The 18426-nt window shown below is 62.5% G+C and carries 18 protein-coding genes; 5 read left to right on the top strand and 13 right to left on the bottom strand.

From position 1 onward, the window contains the following. Positions 1-44: 44 nt before the first annotated feature. Positions 45-2258, bottom strand: a complete 2214-nt coding sequence (gene katE, locus P7C00_RS00850; RefSeq protein ID WP_404937990.1) for a catalase HPII — start codon at positions 2256-2258, stop codon at positions 45-47. Positions 2259-2454: 196 nt separating this feature from the next. Here katE and P7C00_RS00845 point away from each other — a divergent pair, with 196 nt between their 5' ends. The 3 genes from P7C00_RS00845 (at position 2455) to P7C00_RS00835 (ending at position 4973) form a co-directional block, all read left to right on the top strand. Next, positions 2455-3462 (top strand): methionine ABC transporter ATP-binding protein, encoded by a 1008-nt coding sequence (locus P7C00_RS00845; protein WP_123723769.1) that lies wholly within the window; start codon positions 2455-2457, stop codon positions 3460-3462. Continuing rightward, positions 3462-4136: a methionine ABC transporter permease gene (locus P7C00_RS00840; protein WP_346634658.1), complete on the top strand. Its 675-nt coding sequence runs from the start codon at positions 3462-3464 to the stop codon at positions 4134-4136. The genes P7C00_RS00845 and P7C00_RS00840 overlap by 1 nt, the downstream gene beginning before the upstream one ends. 63 nt (positions 4137-4199) lie before the next feature. Beyond that, complete coding sequence (locus tag P7C00_RS00835; protein WP_346634659.1) at positions 4200-4973, top strand: MetQ/NlpA family ABC transporter substrate-binding protein; 774 nt, start codon at positions 4200-4202, stop codon at positions 4971-4973. A 114-nt stretch (positions 4974-5087) separates the two neighbouring features. Here the strand turns inward: P7C00_RS00835 and P7C00_RS00830 are convergent, their stop codons facing one another. Genes P7C00_RS00830 through P7C00_RS00810 form a run of 5 tightly spaced genes read right to left on the bottom strand, consistent with a single transcriptional unit; the run spans position 5088 to position 8996 of the window. Further along, the gene (locus tag P7C00_RS00830; protein ID WP_346634660.1) at positions 5088-5723 is read right to left on the bottom strand and encodes an SCO family protein; all 636 of its coding nucleotides are present in this window, start codon (positions 5721-5723) and stop codon (positions 5088-5090) included. Then, positions 5720-6622: a heme o synthase gene (cyoE, locus tag P7C00_RS00825; RefSeq protein ID WP_404937989.1), complete on the bottom strand. Its 903-nt coding sequence runs from the start codon at positions 6620-6622 to the stop codon at positions 5720-5722. Before cyoE ends, P7C00_RS00830 begins: the two co-directional genes overlap by 4 nt. Beyond that, the gene (locus tag P7C00_RS00820) at positions 6610-7689 is read right to left on the bottom strand and encodes a COX15/CtaA family protein (protein WP_346634662.1); all 1080 of its coding nucleotides are present in this window, start codon (positions 7687-7689) and stop codon (positions 6610-6612) included. Before P7C00_RS00820 ends, cyoE begins: the two co-directional genes overlap by 13 nt. Before the next feature lie 10 nt (positions 7690-7699). After that, positions 7700-8290 (bottom strand): hypothetical protein, encoded by a 591-nt coding sequence (locus tag P7C00_RS00815; protein WP_346634663.1) that lies wholly within the window; start codon positions 8288-8290, stop codon positions 7700-7702. Next, the gene (locus P7C00_RS00810) at positions 8256-8996 is read right to left on the bottom strand and encodes an SURF1 family protein (protein ID WP_404937988.1); all 741 of its coding nucleotides are present in this window, start codon (positions 8994-8996) and stop codon (positions 8256-8258) included. Before P7C00_RS00810 ends, P7C00_RS00815 begins: the two co-directional genes overlap by 35 nt. A gap of 70 nt (positions 8997-9066) precedes the next feature. On the opposite strand from P7C00_RS00810, the gene P7C00_RS00805 reads away from it, so the two are divergent. Then, on the top strand, positions 9067-9270 hold the full coding sequence (locus P7C00_RS00805; protein ID WP_346634665.1) for a twin transmembrane helix small protein: 204 nt from the start codon (positions 9067-9069) through the stop codon (positions 9268-9270). Between the two features lie 14 nt (positions 9271-9284). Here P7C00_RS00805 and P7C00_RS00800 read toward each other — a convergent pair whose 3' ends face one another. The 4 genes from P7C00_RS00800 to coxB all read right to left on the bottom strand — a co-directional run bounded on the left by P7C00_RS00800 (position 9285) and on the right by coxB (position 13668). Next, a complete protein-coding gene (locus P7C00_RS00800; protein WP_346634666.1) occupies positions 9285-10172 on the bottom strand; it encodes a cytochrome c oxidase subunit 3 in 888 nt (295 codons plus the stop codon). 33 nt (positions 10173-10205) lie between these two features. Then, the gene (locus P7C00_RS00795) at positions 10206-10763 is read right to left on the bottom strand and encodes a cytochrome c oxidase assembly protein (protein ID WP_346634667.1); all 558 of its coding nucleotides are present in this window, start codon (positions 10761-10763) and stop codon (positions 10206-10208) included. Positions 10764-10862: 99 nt separating this feature from the next. Further along, positions 10863-12458 (bottom strand): cytochrome c oxidase subunit I, encoded by a 1596-nt coding sequence (gene ctaD, locus P7C00_RS00790; RefSeq protein ID WP_060836864.1) that lies wholly within the window; start codon positions 12456-12458, stop codon positions 10863-10865. An 82-nt stretch (positions 12459-12540) separates the two neighbouring features. Continuing rightward, on the bottom strand, positions 12541-13668 hold the full coding sequence (coxB, locus tag P7C00_RS00785) for a cytochrome c oxidase subunit II (protein ID WP_346634668.1): 1128 nt from the start codon (positions 13666-13668) through the stop codon (positions 12541-12543). A gap of 372 nt (positions 13669-14040) precedes the next feature. Between coxB and P7C00_RS00780 the strand changes: the two genes are divergently transcribed. Beyond that, positions 14041-14691: a hypothetical protein gene (locus tag P7C00_RS00780; RefSeq protein WP_346634669.1), complete on the top strand. Its 651-nt coding sequence runs from the start codon at positions 14041-14043 to the stop codon at positions 14689-14691. Positions 14692-14758: 67 nt separating this feature from the next. Here P7C00_RS00780 and P7C00_RS00775 read toward each other — a convergent pair whose 3' ends face one another. The 3 genes from P7C00_RS00775 to P7C00_RS00765 form a co-directional block, all read right to left on the bottom strand. Then, on the bottom strand, positions 14759-16294 hold the full coding sequence (locus P7C00_RS00775) for a SulP family inorganic anion transporter (protein ID WP_404937987.1): 1536 nt from the start codon (positions 16292-16294) through the stop codon (positions 14759-14761). Positions 16295-16385: 91 nt separating this feature from the next. Continuing rightward, positions 16386-17120, bottom strand: coding sequence for a carbonic anhydrase (locus P7C00_RS00770; protein ID WP_102862473.1), 735 nt, complete (start codon positions 17118-17120; stop codon positions 16386-16388). Positions 17121-17362: 242 nt separating this feature from the next. Further along, entirely contained in the window at positions 17363-18421 is a 1059-nt protein-coding gene (locus P7C00_RS00765) for a PA0069 family radical SAM protein (RefSeq protein ID WP_346634671.1), read from the bottom strand. Positions 18422-18426: the final 5 nt, after the last annotated feature.

Below are 18426 nucleotides of genomic sequence, written 5' to 3'. Positions count from 1 at the left end.
AGCCGGCTCCTACGGGGGGAGCGGGCTTGTCGGTGAAGGTGTGTTCAGGCCGGGATTGCCTTGGCCTTTTCCTCCCGACTCCAGACCCGATGCTGAGCGATGGCAGCAAAGAACGCCTTCAGCGCCTTGGCATCCGTCCCCAGGATCAAGCCTTCATCCGCCTCCAGTCTGAGGTTGTGCAACAGCTCCCGGGCCTCACCGTGCAAGGCAATCGCCTTGAGGTGCTTGTACGCCTCCAGCAGGTAATGCAGCGCCACGCCATTGCCGCTCAGGGTCTTGATCGACTGCACGCCTCCCGGCACGAACACCGCGTCGAACGCCACTGACGGCAAGCCTTCCATGGAAGCATCCACCGGCAGGCGCTTGCCATCCGCGGTGGTAACCGGTGCCGAGGTTGGCCCCAACAGCTTGGCGTGTGCCCCTTCGGCCTTGAGAGCCTTCTTCAGCGCATCAATCGCGGCACCATCGACGCCGTTGGCCGCAAGGATTGCCACTTTCCGCGTTTTGATATGACCCGGCAGCAGGTTCGCCTGACTCAGGGCCGGCGAGCGTGTCAGCGACGTCTTGCGCTCTGCCACAGTGGCTTTCGTCGGCGCGGCCAAGCCCAGGTTCTCGGCCACGCGGCCGGCCAGGTGCAGATCGATATTGGCGAGGATCTCATTCACTTGCCGCTCACGAATCCACTGCCGCTCGACCTTGCCCAGCTCGAAGCTGTAGGCCGCGATGATGTGTTCCTGCTCGTGCTTGCTCATGCTGTTGAAGAACAGCCGCGCCTGGGAGAAATGATCGCCAAACGACTCGCTGCGCTGACGGATCTTGTGGGCATCGATGCGCTCGTTATAACTCTCGAAACCACCATCCTGGGCCGCCGGCGGGGTTTCTTTCGGCCAGCCCCCATCAATGGAGTTCGGCTCATAGGCAGCCCGCCCCCTGTCGATGGTGGTGCGGTGCATCGCGTCACGCTGACCATTGTGTAAAGGGGTCAGTGGTCGGTTGATGGGCAGCTCATGAAAGTTCGGCCCACCCAGGCGACTGATCTGGGTATCGGTGTAGGAAAACAGCCGCCCTTGCAGCAACGGATCGTTGGAAAAATCGATCCCCGGCACGATGTGCCCCGGGCAGAAGGCCACCTGCTCGGTTTCGGCAAAATAGTTGTCCGGGTTGCGGTCGAGCACCATCTTGCCCAGAGGCGTGATCGGCACCTGCTCCTCGGGAATCAGCTTGGTGGGGTCGAGTATGTCGAAGTCGAAGCTGTGCTCGTCTTCCTCGGCGATGATCTGCACGCCGAACTCCCACTCCGGGTAATCGCCGGCCTCGATGGACTCCCACAGGTCGCGACGGTGGAAGTCGGTGTCCTTGCCCGCCAGCTTTTGCGCTTCATCCCAGACCAGGGAACAAGTACCGACAGTGGGTCGCCAGTGAAACTTGACGAAGCTCGAACGCCCCTCGGCGTTGATCAACCGAAAGGTGTGCACGCCAAACCCCTGCATGCTGCGCAGGCTTTTCGGAATGGCCCGGTCGGACATGGCCCAGATCACCATGTGCGCCGACTCCGGCTGCAGGGAGACGAAGTCCCAGAAGGTGTCGTGGGCCGAACCGCCGGTGGGGATCTCGTTGTGGGGTTCGGGTTTCACCGCATGCACGAAGTCGGGGAACTTGATGGCGTCCTGGATGAAGAACACCGGCATGTTGTTGCCCACCAGGTCGAAGTTGCCCTCGTCGGTGAAGAATTTCACCGCAAAACCCCGTACATCGCGCACGGTATCGCCGGAACCTCTCGGCCCCTGGACCGTGGAAAAACGCACGAACACCGGAGTCTTTTTCCCCGGGTCACGCAGGAAACCAGCCTTGGTCAGGGCCGAATGATTGTCGTAGCTCTGGAAGTAGCCATGGGCGCCAACGCCCCGGGCGTGGACGATGCGCTCGGGAATCCGCTCATGGTCAAAGTGGGTGATCTTCTCCCGCATGATGAAGTCTTCCAGCAGCGAAGGACCACGAGCGCCCGCCTTGAGACTGTTCTGGTTGTCAGCGACTTTCACCCCCTGGTTGGTGCGCAGGGCCTGGCCCGTGGCGTCGGAGCGGAACGGCTCCAGGCTCTGCAACTTACTGTTGCTGTTGCCTCGGTCCAGGGTATCGGTCCCCGCCATCTGGCTTTTCGGGGTACTGGTTTTTTTCGTACTCATCAGACAAAAACTCCTCGTTGGCGAAATCCCTGGCGTGCCCGGGGCTTCGTGAGCAAAGGCTCCCGGGCACGGCACCTGGGAGCTTTCGAGTGGCTTAAGTAGTGACTGACGAGGAACAGGCACCGTTCCTTTTTTATGACCTTTGATCGCGTTATTGCCAAATGGCAGGATGATTGCGAAATAAATGCTAAGAACCTCTATACGGACAGGCTAAAATGCGCGCCCGGCTAACCGCTGATCCTTTTCTAACGCGCCCCACAAGGTTCGCTACGTGATCGAGTTTCAAAACGTCCATAAAACCTACCGGGTCGCCGGTAAGGATATTCCCGCCCTGCACCCGACCAGTCTTCGGGTCGAGAATGGCCAGGTGTTCGGCCTGATCGGACATTCCGGCGCGGGCAAAAGTACTCTGCTGCGCCTGATCAACCGCCTGGAAAACCCCAGCGGCGGTACGATCATCGTCGACGGCGAAGAAGTCACCGCGCTGGACGCCAACGGCCTGCGCCGCTTCCGCCAGCAGGTCGGGATGATCTTCCAGCACTTCAATCTGCTGTCCTCCAAGACTGTGGCCGACAACGTTGCCTTGCCGCTGACCCTGGCCGGCGAGCTGTCGCGCAGCGACATCGAACGCCGTGTGGCCGAGTTGCTGGAGCGGGTCGGTCTGTCCGACCACGCCAAGAAATACCCGGCACAGCTGTCCGGCGGCCAGAAGCAGCGCGTCGGCATCGCCCGCGCCCTGGCCACCAAGCCGAAGATCCTGCTGTGCGACGAAGCCACCAGCGCGCTCGATCCACAGACCACGGCCTCGGTCCTGCAACTGCTGGCCGAGATCAACCGCGAGCTGAACCTGACCATCGTCCTGATCACCCACGAGATGGACGTGATCCGTCGCGTCTGTGACCAGGTGGCGGTCATGGACGCCGGCCAGATCGTCGAACAGGGCTCGGTGGCCGAGGTGTTCCTGCACCCCAAGCACCCGACCACCAAACGCTTCGTCCAGGAAGACGAGCAGATCGACGAAAACGAGCAACGCGACGACTTCGCTCATGTGCCGGGCCGTATCGTGCGCCTGACCTTCCAGGGCGATGCCACCTACGCACCCCTGCTGGGCACTGTGGCCCGGGAGACCGGGGTCGATTACAGCATCCTCGCCGGACGCATCGACCGCATCAAAGACACCCCTTACGGGCAACTGACCCTGGCCATCACCGGCGGTGACATGGAAGCGGCCTTCGCCCGCTTCACCGCGGCGGATGTCCACATGGAGGTGCTGCGCTAATGAGCGGCTTACTGCATTACTTCGACAACGTTGACTGGGCCGATATCGGGGTGGCGACCAGCGACACCATGGTCATGCTCAGCACGTCCCTGGTATTCACCGTACTGGTCGGCCTGCCGCTGGGGGTCTTGCTGTTCCTGTGCAGCCCAAGGCAGTTGCTGGAACAGAAAAATGTCTATTCGGTCCTGGGCTTTGTGGTCAATGCCATCCGCTCGCTGCCGTTTATCATCCTGCTGATTGTGATGATTCCGACCACTATCCTCATCACGGGCACCTCCCTGGGTGTGGCGGGCGCCATCCCACCGCTGGTAGTGGGCGCTTCCACCTTCTTCGCGCGCTTGGTAGAAACCGCTCTGCGTGAAGTGGATCGCGGCATTATCGAGGCCACCCAGGCCATGGGCGCCACGACCCGGCAGATCATCATGAACGCCCTGCTGCCCGAGGCCTGCCCCGGTATCATCGCGGCGATCACGGTCACCGCCATCGCCCTGGTCGGCTACACCGCCATGGCCGGTGTCGTGGGTGCAGGCGGCCTCGGCGACCTGGCCATTCGTTATGGTTACCAGCGTTTCCAGGACGATGTGATGGTGGTTACCGTGGTGATGCTGATTGTGTTGGTTCAGGTTCTGCAAACCGTTGGCGATAAGCTGGTGGTGCACTTTTCCCGCAAATAATTGCAATCGCCGGCCCTGGCCGGCAGGCGCCCGGGGTCGGGCGACTTACAAGGAGCTTGTTCGATGAAAAAACTACTCGTCGCTTTCGCAGCCGTTGCCGCGTTCTCCGCGCACGCCGCCGAAACCCTGACCGTGGCCGCCACGCCGGTGCCCCACGCCGAGATCCTGGAATTCGTCAAACCGGCCCTGGCCAAAGAAGGCGTGGACCTGAAGGTCAAGGTCTTCACCGACTACGTGCAGCCCAACGTGCAAGTGGCCGAGAAACGCCTGGACGCCAACTTCTTCCAGCACCAGCCGTACCTGGATGAGTTCAACAAGGCCAAGGGTACCCACCTGGTAAGCGTGGCCGGCGTGCACCTGGAACCCCTGGGCGCCTACTCCAGCAAGTACAAGCAACTCTCCGAGCTGCCAGGCGGCGCCACCGTGGTGATCCCCAACGACGCCACCAACGGCGGTCGCGCCCTGTTGCTGCTGGACAAGGCCGGCCTGATCAAGCTCAAGGATTCCAACAACATCCTGGCCACCATCAAGGACATCACCGAGAACTCCAAGGACCTGAAGTTCCGTGAACTGGAAGCCGCCACCATCCCCCGCGTGCTGACTCAGGTCGACCTGGCCCTGATCAACACCAACTACGCCCTGCAGGCCAAGCTCGACCCTTCCAAGGATGCCCTGGTGATCGAAGGCAAGGATTCGCCTTACGTGAACATCCTGGTAGCCCGTCCTGACGACAAGGATTCGGACGCCATGAAGAAACTGGTCGCCGCCCTGCACAGCCCGCAAGTGAAGCAATTCATTCTCGAGAAGTACAAAGGCGCCGTGCTGCCAGCGTTCTGATCGACTGCAGAAATGCAAACGGGGCGCCTTTGGGCGCCCCGTTTCGTTTCAGATGCTCCTACAACACACCGTAGGAGCCGGCTTGCCGGCGAAGAACCACAACCTGCCCCGTCCTTACGGACGCTGCAACATCAGCGGCAGCTGGGCCACCAGCTTCTGGTTGTTCAGCGGTGCCCGGATAAAGCCACGCTGGCTGCCATCCGGACCGATCACTGCGAGGTTGCCGCTGTGATCCACGGTGTAGTTGGGCTTGCTGGTGTCTGCCGGAATGAAGGGGATGCTCACGGCGTTGGCGAGTTTCTGCAGGTCTTCCACCGAGGCGGCGGTCAGGCCCTTGAAGTCCTTGTCGAAGTAGCCCAGGTATTGCTTGAGCTGCTGCGGCGTGTCGCGGTTGGGATCGACGCTGACCAGGATCACCTGCAGCTTGTCCACCGCCTCCTTGGGCAGCTCGCTCTTGATCTGCCGCAGTTGCGCCAGGGTGGTGGGGCAGATGTCCGGGCAGAAGGTGTAGCCGAAGAACAGCAGGGACCATTTGCCCTTCAACTCGTCGATCACCACGGGCTGGCCGTCCTGATCGAGCATCTTCACCGCGGGCAGGGTGCGGCTCTGGGGCAGGAGGATGATGCCGGCGTCGATCAATGCGGTGGGATCGCCCTGACCCTTGCCGGACAGTACTTTGTTGACGGTCAGCCCCAGGACCAGGGCCACCAGCGCAACGAGAATAAAGACGGTTTTCTGAGTTCGAGTCATAGGTTCAACAATAGGTAGTGGTCTACGAGCAGGGCGATGAACAGCAGGAACAAGTAATAAATAGAGTACTTGAAGGTGTTGATCGCCGCGTGCGGCCGAGTGCCACGGTACAGCACCCAGGCCCATTGCAGGAAGCGCCCGCCCAGGGCCAGGGCGCACACCAGATACAGCACGCCGCTCATGTGGATGGCATAAGGAAGCAGGCTGACCGCCAGCAAGGCAAAGGTGTAGAGCAGGATATGCACCTTGGTGTAGTGCTCGCCGTGGGTCACCGGCAGCATCGGGATATCGGCCTTGGCGTACTCCTCCTTGCGATGGATGGCCAGGGCCCAGAAGTGCGGCGGAGTCCAGGCGAAAATGATCAGTACCAGCAGCAGCGGCTCGGCGCTCAAGTGCCCGGTAGCAGCAACCCAGCCCAGCAGGGGCGGCGCCGCACCCGCCAACCCGCCGATCACAATGTTCTGCGGCGTCGCGCGTTTCAGAAAGCCGGTATAGACCACCGCGTAGCCCAGCAGGGAGGCCAGGGTCAGCCAGGCCGTGAGCGGATTGGTGAAAGCCAGCAGTAACGCTTGCCCAGCCAACGCAAGCAACAGGGCGAACACCAAGGCCGCCCGGGGCGAAACCCGGCCTTCGGCCAGGGGCCGTTTGTGGGTACGGGCCATCAGCGCGTCGATGCGCCGGTCCACCACATGGTTCACCGCTGCCGCTCCACCCGCGCACAGGGCAATGCCCAGGTTGCCAAACACCAGCACCGTCCACGGAACCCCGGCGCGGGTGGCGAGGAACATGCCCACCAGGGAGGTGATCAGCATCAGCACCACCACCTTGGGTTTGGTCAGCTCCAGGTAATCGCGCCAGATGGCCTGGGGATGCTGACGTTCGCCAATCAGAGTCGCCATGGCATCTCTCCTTTGATGGTGATGGGACCCGCCATCTGTTTGCGCGGGCTGAGGCGCCAGCCCAGGGGCAGGCGATCCCGGGCCTGTACCAGGCTGGTACGGGCGTGATAGTTGACCAGCACCAGGGTCAGCAGCAGCGCCGCCCCCCCGGCGTTATGCGCCACCGCCACCGGCAGGGGCAAATGGAACAGCACGTTGCTCAGGCCCAGGCTGATCTGCGCCGCCAGTGCCACCAGCACCAGGCCGGCCAGACGGGTCATGCCGGTTTGCCGCAACTGCCAGGCCAGCCCCAGCAATACCAGGGTCACCAGCACCGCGCCCACCCGGTGGGTCATGTGGATGGCGGTGCGGGCGTCACTGTCCAGTTGCCCACCCAGGTAGTTGGGGCCGATGTGCTGAGTCAGGTGAAAGCCGTTGGCGAAATCCATGTTCGGCCACCACTGGCCATGGCAGGTGGGCAGGTCGATGCAGGCCACGGCGGCGTAATTGGAGCTGACCCAGCCGCCCAGGGCGATCTGCCCGATCACCAGTACCAGCCCGGCCGTGGCCCAGTATTGCAGGCGGCGCGGCACGATCAGCGCCGGCAGCACGCCGGACAGGCGCAAGGTCAGCAGGAACAGCAGGCTCAAGGTGGCGAAGCCCCCCAGCAGGTGCGCCGTAACCACTTGCGGCCAGAGCTTGAGGGTGACCGTCCACATGCCGAAGGCCGCCTGGGCAAACACCACCGCCATCAGGAACAGCGGCAGCTTCAGGGGCTGCCCGGGATGCCGCCGATGGGTCCAGGCTCGGGCCGCCAGCAGCACGATCAACAGCCCCAGAGTGCCGGCGAAATAGCGGTGGATCATTTCGTTCCAGCCCTTGTGGGCTTCCACCGGGGTGTCGGGAAAATGCAGTTCGGCATGGGCCAGTTGGGCTTCGCTTTTCGGCACGCTGATAAAACCGTAGCAGCCGGGCCAGTCCGGGCAGCCGAGGCCCGCGTGGGTCAACCGGGTGTAAGCGCCCAGCAGCACCACGATCAGTGCCAGCAAGGTGGCAAACAACGCGAGGCGAAATCCAGGTTTGGCCATGACGATGCCCTTATCCGATGTTCGACAGTTTCAGCAGGTGCCGCAGGTCGTTGAGCAGATCCTTGCCCTTGACCCGAGCGTCGTAGCGCAGCACCAGATTGCTGTGGGGGTCGACTATCCACAGCTGCGGCGCATCCTTGTCGTTGGCGCCTTTGACAAAGGTCCCCAGGTCCAGGGGGTAGCGTTGCAACTGCGGGTACTCGCGCTGCAGCCTGGCTTCGTATTCGGCGCTCAGCGGCTGGGCGCTGGCCAAGGCATGGCTGGCCCGCGAAGCATCGCGGCCCAGGGCCACCTGGATCTGCCGCGCCAGGTACACCAGTTGCTGGCAATCGGCATCGCACGCCTTGGGGGCCGTGACCAGGATCTGCCAGCGATCCTCCTCGGACTGCACACCGATCTGCGCCCGGGTCTGGCCGTTGCCGATCAGCTCACCGTGATAACTACGGCTTTCCGGCACCCAGAACTGCAGCTTGTACATGCCCGTGGCAAGGATCATCGGACCGATCACCATCAGCAGGATCAGGATCAGTTGCCAGCGGCCGCGACGCCGGTTGGGCACCTGGGCGTCAGAGATGTTGGGTGGATTCATGGCCGTTCCCATGGCGTTTCTCCCGTGCGTTATGCCAGCCGAAATAGAGATAGAGGAGCAGCAGGGCCAGGGCCATGGCGAACCACTGCACGGCATAGCCCAAGTGTTTTTCCGGCCCCATGGCCACCACCGGCCACGCTGTGAGGTAGGCGCCAGCACCGGACTCCTGGCGCACTTCATGGTTGAAGCCGCTGCGGCCAAGCTCGGCCCAGAGTGCCTCCGGGGCCACCGCGGTGATCAATCGTGGCCAGCGAGCACCGGCCGGGTCGGCATGCAGCTGGAACGCCGCGCCCGGAGAAACGTAGACCCAGGCATCCAGGCTGAGGCTCTGCTCCGGGGTGCTGAATGCCGGCGGCGTGCGCCGATCGGGCCAGGGCAGCCAACCGCGATTGACCAGCAACCAGCGCCCGCTGGCCTGATCGAGGAAGGGTTGCAACAGCTCGACCCCGACCTTGCCGTCGTGCAGGCGGTTGTCCAGCAACAGGCTGTGATCGGCATCGAAATGACCGTGCAGGCGCACCCGGCGAAAGGAAGGGTCCTCGACCGCCAGCAACTCGAACAAAGGCACCGGCTCGGCCACGCGGCGCTCGGCGTAACTGGCCAGCAGTTGGCGCTTCTGCTCGCCACGGCTCAGTTGCCAGCAGCCCAGGGAAACCAGCACAGGCAGCAGCAACAGCACCACCAGGGTCGGTACGACTCCTGGCCGGAAGCCTTTCATGACCGGCCCGCCAGGCTGAGAAATCCACTCGCTATACTGCTGTACATCGCGTTTCCCCCGGAGTCCCACCATGCTCAAAGCAGCCATCGTCCTGACGCTGATTGCCACGGTTATCAGCCTGTTCAGCGGCCTGTTCTTTCTGGTCAAGGACGACAGCCAATCCAAACGCCTGGTGACCGCCCTGAGTATTCGGGTGTGCCTGGCCGCGATCACCGTGGGCTTGATCGCCTGGGGTTTCTTCAGCGGCCAGCTGGTGTCCCACGCGCCCTGGTAGGGCGCGGCAGGTCATCAGAGCACGTAGACAAAAACGAACAGACCGATCCACACCACATCGACGAAGTGCCAGTACCAGCTGGCCGCTTCAAAGCCGAACTGATGTTCGGCGTCGAAATGCCCACGCATGATGCGCATCAGCATCACGAACAGGATCAAGGTGCCGATGGTCACGTGGGCCCCGTGGAAACCGGTGAGCATGAAGAAGGTGGCGCCGTAGATCCCCGAGCCCAGGGTCAGGCCCAGCTCGTGATAGGCGTGGATGTACTCTTCGGCCTGGAAGCCGAGGAAGGCGCACCCCAGCAGCACGGTCAGCGCCAGCCAGATCTTCAGCGCACCACGATGGCCTTTCTTCAAGGCATGGTGGGCGATGGTCACGGTGACACTGGAACTCACCAGCAGCACGGTGTTGAGCAGCGGCAAGCCCCAGGGGCTGATGGTGCCCTTGGGCGATGGAAAGAGTTTTGGATCGGGGTTGTTGAGCAGGGGCCAGACGAACTCGAAGTTCGGCCAGAGCATATGGGCGATGCCCTTGTGCCCCTCACCACCGAGCCAGGGTCCGGACAGGTGCCGCACATAGAACAGCGCGCCGAAGAAGGCCAGGAAGAACATCACTTCGGAAAAGATGAACCAGCTCATGCCCCAGCGGAACGAGCGGTCGAGCTGAGCGCTGTACAAGCCGGCGCGGCTTTCCTTGATCACCGCGCCAAACCAGCCGAACAGCATGTAGGCCAGCAGCAGGCCGCCAACGAAAAAGATCAGCGGGCCATGGGATTCCGGGCGCGCCGCCTTGAGGTCGTTGAACCAGGTCGCCAGGCCGAACACGGTGACGAACATGCCCACCGTCGCAATGATCGGCCACTTGCTCTGGGCAGGAACGTAATAGTGCTCATGAGTCGCCATGGGTTGTTCTCCTTATCGGGCACGCCAGATCGTCTATCCCCCGGTCTTGGCGGTAGCCGCCACCGGTGGATGACGCGCGGTGATATCGAACAGCGTGTAAGCCAGCGTCAGGTGCTTCACATCCTTGGGCATGTCGCGGTCAACGATGAAACGCACCGGCATCTCGATCTTCTCCCCGGGCTGCAGCACCTGCTGGGTAAAGCAGAAGCACTCGGTCTTGTGGAAGTACATGGCCGCGCTGCTGGGGGAAATGCTCGGAATGGCCTGGGCGCTCATCGGGTGGTCGCTGGGGTTGCGGGCGATGAAGACCATCTCGTTAACCGCCCCCGGGTGGACCACGATGTCATCGGACTTGGGGTAGAACTCCCAGACCATGTCGATGGCATTGGTGGACAGGAACTGCACCCGCACCTGGCGCGAAGCATCGATCTGCTGCCCCTGGTCCGCGTACTGCCCGCCGGTCTTGCCATTGATGCCCAGGGCCTTGCACATCACGTCGTAGATCGGCACCAGAGCAAAGCCGAAGACGAACATCGCCACCACCACCAGCAACAGGCGGGTGACCAGCTTCTTCAGCGAGACATCGGCCATCTCAACGTCCTCCCGAACCTGTAGGAGCCGGTTTGCCGGCGAACCGGACACCACCTTCTGGCGCCTTCGCGAGCAAGCTCGCTCCTACAACACAGATGTTCATTTCACTTCCGGTGGCGTGACGAAGGTGTGGTACGGCGCCGGCGATGGAATGCTCCACTCCAGCCCCTCGGCCCCTTCCCACGGTTTGGCCGGGGCCGGTTTGCCGCCGCGAATGCACTTGATGACGATGAACAGGAAAAAGATCTGCGTCGCGCCAAAGGTGAAGGCACCGATGGAGGACACCATGTTGAAGTCGGCGAACTGCAGGTTGTAGTCCGGAATCCGTCGCGGCATGCCCGCCAGCCCGACGAAGTGCATGGGGAAGAAGGCCATGTTCATGCCAACGAAGGACAGCCAGAAGTGCAGCTTGCCCAGGGTTTCGTCGTACATGTGACCGGTCCACTTGGGCAACCAGTAATAGGCCGAGGCGAAGATCCCGAAGATCGCCCCCGGCACCAGCACGTAGTGGAAATGCGCCACCACGAAGTAGGTGTCCTGGTACTGGAAGTCCGCCGGGGCGATGGCCAGCATCAACCCGGAAAAGCCGCCAATGGTGAACAGAATGACAAAGGCCACGGCGAACAGCATCGGCGTCTCGAACGTCAGCGCGCCCTGCCACATGGTGCTGACCCAGTTGAACACCTTGACCCCGGTGGGCACGGCAATCAGCAGCGTGGCGTACATGAAGAACAGTTCGCCCACCAGCGGGATGCCCACCACGAACATGTGGTGCGCCCAGACGATGAACGACAGGAAGGCAATGGCCCCGGTGGCATAGACCATCGAGGTGTAGCCGAACAGCGGCTTGCGGCTGAAGGTGGGGATGATCGAGCTGACGGCGCCGAAGGCCGGCAGGATCATGATGTACACCTCGGGGTGACCGAAGAACCAGAACACGTGCTGGAACAGGACCGGGTCACCACCGCCGGCGGCGCTGAAGAAGCTGGTGCCGAAGTGGATGTCCATCAGCATCATGGTCACGCAACCGGCCAGCACCGGCATCACCGCGATCAGCAGGAAGGCGGTGATCAGCCAGGTCCAGACGAACAGCGGCATCTTCATCAGGGTCATGCCCGGGGCACGCAGGTTGAGGATGGTGGCGATCACGTTGATCGCCCCCATGATCGAACTGATGCCCATCAGGTGGATGGCGAAGATGAAGAAGGTCACGCTTTCCGGGGCGTAGGTGGTGGACAGCGGGGCGTAGAAGGTCCAGCCGAAGTTTGGCCCGCCACCTGGCATGAACAGGGTCGAGACCAGCAGCAGGAAGGCCGCCGGCAGCAACCAGAAACTGAAGTTGTTCATCCGCGGCAGGGCCATGTCCGGCGCGCCGATCATCAGCGGGATCATCCAGTTGGCCAGGCCGACAAAGGCCGGCATCACCGCGCCGAAGACCATCACCAGGCCGTGCATGGTAGTCATCTGGTTGAAGAACGCCGGCTCGACGATCTGCAGCCCTGGCTGGAACAGCTCGGCGCGGATCACCATGGCGAACGAACCACCGAGCAGGAACATGCAGAAGCTGAACCACAGGTACAGGGTCCCGATGTCCTTGTGGTTGGTGGTCAGCACCCAGCGCATCAGGCCCTTGGCCGGGCCATGGGCGTGGTCATCATGGCCGGCGTGGCCGTGGTCATCGATCACTGCACTCATGCCCTGTCTCCTGCAAACGGGTGGGCTGGACGCTCAGGGACACTGCACCCCGAGCGGTTGCGGAAATACCCAATAAGCCGGCTCATTTGCTTTCCGCCTGTTTCAGCGCCAGCACTTCTTTTGGCGTGACCATGTCGCCCTTGTTGTTGCCCCAAGCGTTGCGCTCGTAAGTGACGACCGCAGCGATGTCGACTTCCGACAGCTGCTTGCCGAAGGCGGCCATGGCGGTACCCGGCTTGCCGTGGAACACCAGGCTCAGGTGAGCCTCCTTGGGTCCGGTGGCGATCTTCGAGCCCTTGAGGGCCGGGAACATCGGCGGCAGGCCCTGGCCTTCCGCCTGGTGACAGGCGACACAGGTGGTGTGGTAGATCTTGTCGCCACGGGCCACCAGTTCATCGAGGGTCCATTCCTTGCTGGTGAGCTCCTTGAGCTTGGCGGCCTCGGCCTTGCGCTCGCCCATCCAGGTGTCGTAGTCGGCCTGACTCTTGACCTCCACCACGATCGGCATGAAGCCGTGGTCCTTGCCGCACAGTTCAGCGCACTGGCCGCGGTAGATGCCGGGCTTGTCGACCCGGGTCCAGGCTTCGTTGACGAAACCCGGGATGGCATCACGCTTGACCGCAAAGGCCGGCACCCACCAGGAGTGGATGACATCGGCAGCGGTCACCAGGAACCGCACCTTGGCCCCCACCGGCAGCACCAGGGGCTGGTCGACTTCCAGCAGGTAGTGCTCGCCCTTGACGCTCTTGTTGTGGATCTGCTCGGCGGGGGTGGCCAGGTTGCTGAAAAACTCCACATCCTGGCCGAGGTATTTGTAGTGCCACTTCCACTGGTAGCCGGTGATCTGGATGTCCACATCCGGCTCGCTGGTGTCGTACATCTTGATCAGGGTCGCTGTCGCCGGTACGGCCATGGCCACCAGGATCAGGAAGGGGATGATGGTCCAGAGGATTTCCACGGTGGTGCTTTCGTGGAACTTGGCCGGGACCTGGCCGGTGGAGCGGCGGTGAACGATCATTGACCAGAACATCGCGCCGAAGACGATGACGCCGATCACCACACAGATCCAGAAGATGGTCATGTGCAGGTCGAATACCGCGTGGCTTATCTCGGTAGCCCCAGGCGTCATATTCACCGTCCAGGCGGCTTGCGCCTGGCTGAATATCGACCACAACAGGAGGCCCATCCAGACATGTGGATGTCGCATCATTGCGGGTTCCCCTTATCGTTCTTGTTATCCCGCCGGCTTAACACCTGCGGCAAGGGAGCGGCTGCCTAGACTACGAACTTAAACCGGCCGGGCCTCGCTGCATTTGCAGTCGGGCGTCATCAGCTAACTTCATACAATGGCGAGTATAGACAGCGACTCTCACCTCGCAACGCGAGGGCGTAAATCAGCTGAAACACTGGAAAGGAGGTTTGCAGGCCACGGCACAAAAGGGATCGAGTGCGCTGGATGGCGAAACGATATAACCGTGGTGACTAAGCATGAAATAATTATGACAAATGCGTCTTAAGCATTTTCGTAAGCAGGCTAACTTATGTTCTCCCTATTCAACTGCCCTTGTTCCCTGGAGTTTTCATGAACACCGCCGCATTGCGCGAGCAGATCCAACTGGCCCGGCAACACGAAGCCAGCACAGGCCTTCTGACCCGTCAGTTGGAAACGCAACTGCCTCACCTGCACCCCGCCATCCAGCTGCCCGAAGTCGACGCCAAGGGCGTCATGACCCGTTTCGTCAGCGCCTACATTGACCAGGTTCCGGACCTGCTGGACGCCGCCAATGCGGTGGCCCGTGAAGCCGGCATCGAATCGCAGATCAAACCGGTACTGAAGATCGCCGAGCAATTTTTCCTCCAGCCACCGGCCATCATGGACGGCCACATCGGTCTCGACAGCCTGCTGGACGAAGCCTACCTGGCACTGCGCCTGGTGGAAGAGGTCAACGACCTGTACATCAAGCACTTCGGCCGTCCGCTGATCCCCCTGGACATGACGGTTGCCAATCTCATCGCCCACCAACTGATCGGCGAAACCTTCGCCAACCAGCTGGACGAAGCGGTGCACCACGCGGTCGACGCCATGCTCGACGAAGAAAGCTTCGCTCTGGAATCGGTAGAAGCCTACCGCGACAAACTCAACAGCCCGGACACCGAGGCCGCCTGGAAACGCTGGCCCTGCCTGTCCCGCCAGCTGGGCGTGGAACTGGAGCTCGACCAGCCCGCCGCCTGACCCCACTCCTCGCCAGCAAGGCTCGCAACGAGCCTTGTGGCGAAGGGGCCAAGCCCCGCCCCCGATATCAGACTCTTGCCGACGCCACTCCAACCCCGCCACCGCTACTCAAACGCCCCTCCAGGCGACGCTTCAAGCCCCGCGCCTCGATCACCAACCGCGAACCCTTGGCCTGATTGGCCCGAGTCCATTCCTCCAGCAGTTCCAGGCAGGCGTGATCGATGTAACTGAGGTGGTTGAGAGGCACATGCACCGTCGTCGCCGGTGGAATGCTCGCCAGAACCCGAGTCAGAGCCGGCACCTTGAGAAAGGTCGCCGCCCCCATCAGACGCAACTCCATCTCGCCGGCCGCGGGAAGGTCGATCAGGCTGATCTTCAAGCGCGAGGCCTTGAACGCCAGCTTGGCCAGCGTCAGGGCAAAGCCAATCAGCACCCCGGTCAGCAGATCACTGAAGACAATCGCCAGGGCAGTCACCGCGTAGGTCAGCATCGGCATCCGCCCGTAGCGCCCGAGGCCGCGAAAGACTTTCAGGTCCACCAGCTTGAAGCCGGTATAGACCAGCACGCCGGCCAGGCTCGCCACCGGAATGCTCTGTAGCACGCTGGACAGCAGCAGGACAAAACCCAGCAGCCAAACACCATGGAAGATCGTCGAATAGCGGGTCTGGGCCCCGGCCTGGACATTGGCCGAGCTGCGCACAATGACCCCGGTCATCGGCAAGGCCCCAAGCAGGCCGCAGAGCATATTGCCCACGCCCTGGGCCGACAGTTCACGATCGAAGTCCGAACGCACCCCGCTGTGCATGCGATCCACCGCGGCGGCCGACAGCAAGGTCTCGGCGCTGGCAATAAAGGCCACGGCGAAGGCCGCGATCAGCAGATTGGGGTCCGCCAGATTGAGCAGATCGGCGGGGCGCAGCCAGTCGATGGCCTCGCTCAGGTTGGCCGGCACCTCGACCCGCTTCACCTCCAGGGCCAGGAACAGGCTGGCCAGGGTCGCCAAGCCCACCCCCAGCAAAGCCCCGGGAATGAAGCGCAGCGATTGCGGCCGCCACTTGTCCCAACCCCACATCACCGCGATGGTCGACAACCCCAGCAAACCCGCCTGCCAACCCAGGCTCGGCAAGGCCTGGGCCAGCGCCTGAGGGAAACCGACAAGGTTAGCCAGCCCCGAGGCCTGGGGCGCGGCATCGAGCATCACATGCATCTGGGACAGCACGATCAACACACCAATCCCGGCCAGCATGCCGTAGACCACCGCCGGCGCCGTGACCCGGAACCAGCACCCCAGGCGCAGACGCCCGGCCAGCAATTGCAGCAGCCCCGCCAACAGCAGGATCGGCCCGAGCATGGCCACACCGTGCTGGCGCACCAGTTCGAACACCAGCACCGCCAGCCCCGCGGCCGGACCGCTGACCTGCAGCGGCGAGCCCGCCAGCCAGCCCACCACCAGGCCGCCGATGATCCCGGTGATCAGGCCCTTGGCCGGCGGCAGGCCCGAGGCGATGGCAATCCCCATGCACAGGGGCAGGGCCACCAGGAACACCACCACGGAGGCCAACAGCTCCCGGGGCAGGACATTTTTCAGCTGTGCTGCACGCATGACTTTTCTCCCGACATTTTCTTCAGGCGTGGCAAAGCCGGGCCGCGCGAACGGCGGCCCTGACCACGACGTCACAGGGGTTTAGGAGGATTCAGAAGCGCGCTTTGGGCGTCGCCACGGGGATCGGATGAGTGCCATCGAGCGGCAGGAAACAGCCCTTGTCCGCGTCGTAGGCCTTGATCGAACTGGTCTCGATGTCATAGACCCAGCCATGGATGAACAATTGGCCGTTGGCCATGCGCGAAGCCACGGAAGGGTGGGTGCGCAGGTGCTGCAACTGGGCGATGACGTTCTCCTCGGTCAGCACATGCATGCTGGAGGATTCGTCGGCGCAGTCGCAGTTCTCGTGGACCATGGTCCGCGCCACTTCGGCATGCCGCAGCCAGGCCTTGACCGTGGGCATCTTCTCCAGGCTTTGCGGATTGAGCACCGCACGCATGGCGCCGCAGTCCGAGTGCCCGCAAACGATGATGTGGTGCACCCCAAGGGCCAGCACCGCGTATTCGATCGCGGTGGAAACGCCGCCGTTCATCTGCCCATAGGGCGGCACCACGTTGCCCACGTTGCGGGTCACGAACAGGTCGCCGGGAGAGCTCTGGGTGATGAGTTCGGGAACGATGCGCGAATCCGCGCAAGCAATGAACATCGCCCGTGGCCGCTGGGCGGTGGCGAGTTTCTTGAACAATTCTTCCTGCTGCGGGAAGACTTCATGATGAAAATGCAAAAAGCCGTCAACGATATGCTGCAGCGCTGCATCGGCAGTTTCGGCAACCTCGGTGGGTGCGGGAGCCGACGCAGCCAACGGCTGTTTATCCTTGTCACTCATGATTCAGCCTCTCTGTCGGATTTGGTGAATTTTCCAGAATTATCCGGCACGACGCCAGTAATCGATTAAAAAATAACCGGGCCGCCAACCGCGACCCGTCGGTCACTTGATGGACAAGGTAGCGGTAAAAACTTAACTCAAACTGAATGGAACGCTCTAGAACGCCACTATGGTCGATGTCAAAAGGTGACCAGCGTACCTGCGCCAGCAACATCCGCTAGTCAACCATAGGCCAATGTTTCTCACAGCAACGACATCTGCCCACCCGGCGGACAAAAGGCCGAGCAATCCAGATCGAAGCCTTCGCGCCGATCGAGCCCCAGGCGCTTGAGCGCCTTGGCGAAACGCTGGGCCAGCAGATCGGCGAAGGGCCCTTCACCGCGCATGCGGCTGCCAAAACGGCTGTCGTAGAGCTCACCACCCCGGCTCTGGCGGATCAGGCTGAGCACATGGGCGGCCCGCTGCGGGTAATGGGCCGCCAGCCACTCCTCGAACAGCGGCGCCACTTCCAGGGGCAACCGCAGCATCATGTAGGCCGCGCTTTGCGCCCCCGCGGCATGGGCCTCACTGAGCAGGCTTTCCAACTCGCTGTCGTTGATCATCGGAATCATCGGCGAGCACAGCACCCCCACCGGGATGCCCGCTGCGCGCATCACCCGAATCGCCCGCAAACGCGCCTTGGGCGCCGCGGCCCGGGGTTCGAGAATGCGCTTCAACTCATCGTCCAGGGTGGTCAGGCTGATCATCACCGCCACCAGCCGCTGCCGGGCCAGCTCGACCAGCAGGTCCAGGTCCCGCAGGATCAGCGAGCCCTTGGTGACGATGGTCACCGGGTGCCGATAGCGCAGCAGCACTTCCAGGGTACGTCGGGTCAGTTGCTGCTCGCGCTCGATGGGTTGGTAGGGGTCGGTATTGGACCCCAGGTTGATCGGTGCGCAACGATAGCCGGGCTTGGACAGTTGCTGCTCCAGCAAGGCCGCGGTGTTGCTCTTGGCGATCAGCTTGGTTTCAAAGTCCAGCCCGGGAGACATATCCCAATAGGCATGGCTGGGCCGCGCATAGCAATAGATGCAGCCGTGCTCACAACCGCGATAGGGGTTGATCGAGCGATCGAAGGGCAGGTCCGGCGAACTGTTGCGGGTAATGATGGATTTCGCCGTTTCAAAACGCACCTCGGTGCCCTGGGTCAGCGGTACCTCCTGGTACCAGCCGTCATCCTCGGCCACCGAACGATTGGGCGCGAAACGATTGTGCGGGTTGCTCGCGGTACCGCGACCACGGGGAGGCAAGGGGGTGGACATGGGAG

It is taken from the genome of Pseudomonas sp. JDS08PS003, from assembly GCF_045013505.1.
Classification (GTDB): domain Bacteria; phylum Pseudomonadota; class Gammaproteobacteria; order Pseudomonadales; family Pseudomonadaceae; genus Aquipseudomonas; species Aquipseudomonas protegens_B.
This window is presented reverse-complemented; position numbering and strand designations above follow the sequence as displayed.

Coding starts and splice junctions, on each gene's coding strand:
- P7C00_RS00840 (WP_346634658.1), top strand. CDS start 3,462: ATGAGCGGCTTACTGCATTACTTCGACAACGTTGACTGGGCCGATATC.
- P7C00_RS00835 (WP_346634659.1), top strand. CDS start 4,200: ATGAAAAAACTACTCGTCGCTTTCGCAGCCGTTGCCGCGTTCTCCGCG.
- P7C00_RS00830 (WP_346634660.1), bottom strand. CDS start 5,723: ATGACTCGAACTCAGAAAACCGTCTTTATTCTCGTTGCGCTGGTGGCC.
- cyoE (WP_404937989.1), bottom strand. CDS start 6,622: ATGGCGACTCTGATTGGCGAACGTCAGCATCCCCAGGCCATCTGGCGC.
- P7C00_RS00820 (WP_346634662.1), bottom strand. CDS start 7,689: ATGGCCAAACCTGGATTTCGCCTCGCGTTGTTTGCCACCTTGCTGGCA.
- P7C00_RS00815 (WP_346634663.1), bottom strand. CDS start 8,290: ATGGGAACGGCCATGAATCCACCCAACATCTCTGACGCCCAGGTGCCC.
- P7C00_RS00810 (WP_404937988.1), bottom strand. CDS start 8,996: ATGAAAGGCTTCCGGCCAGGAGTCGTACCGACCCTGGTGGTGCTGTTG.
- P7C00_RS00805 (WP_346634665.1), top strand. CDS start 9,067: ATGCTCAAAGCAGCCATCGTCCTGACGCTGATTGCCACGGTTATCAGC.
- P7C00_RS00800 (WP_346634666.1), bottom strand. CDS start 10,172: ATGGCGACTCATGAGCACTATTACGTTCCTGCCCAGAGCAAGTGGCCG.
- P7C00_RS00795 (WP_346634667.1), bottom strand. CDS start 10,763: ATGGCCGATGTCTCGCTGAAGAAGCTGGTCACCCGCCTGTTGCTGGTG.
- ctaD (WP_060836864.1), bottom strand. CDS start 12,458: ATGAGTGCAGTGATCGATGACCACGGCCACGCCGGCCATGATGACCAC.
- coxB (WP_346634668.1), bottom strand. CDS start 13,668: ATGATGCGACATCCACATGTCTGGATGGGCCTCCTGTTGTGGTCGATA.
- P7C00_RS00780 (WP_346634669.1), top strand. CDS start 14,041: ATGAACACCGCCGCATTGCGCGAGCAGATCCAACTGGCCCGGCAACAC.
- P7C00_RS00775 (WP_404937987.1), bottom strand. CDS start 16,294: ATGCGTGCAGCACAGCTGAAAAATGTCCTGCCCCGGGAGCTGTTGGCC.
- P7C00_RS00770 (WP_102862473.1), bottom strand. CDS start 17,120: ATGAGTGACAAGGATAAACAGCCGTTGGCTGCGTCGGCTCCCGCACCC.
- P7C00_RS00765 (WP_346634671.1), bottom strand. CDS start 18,421: ATGTCCACCCCCTTGCCTCCCCGTGGTCGCGGTACCGCGAGCAACCCG.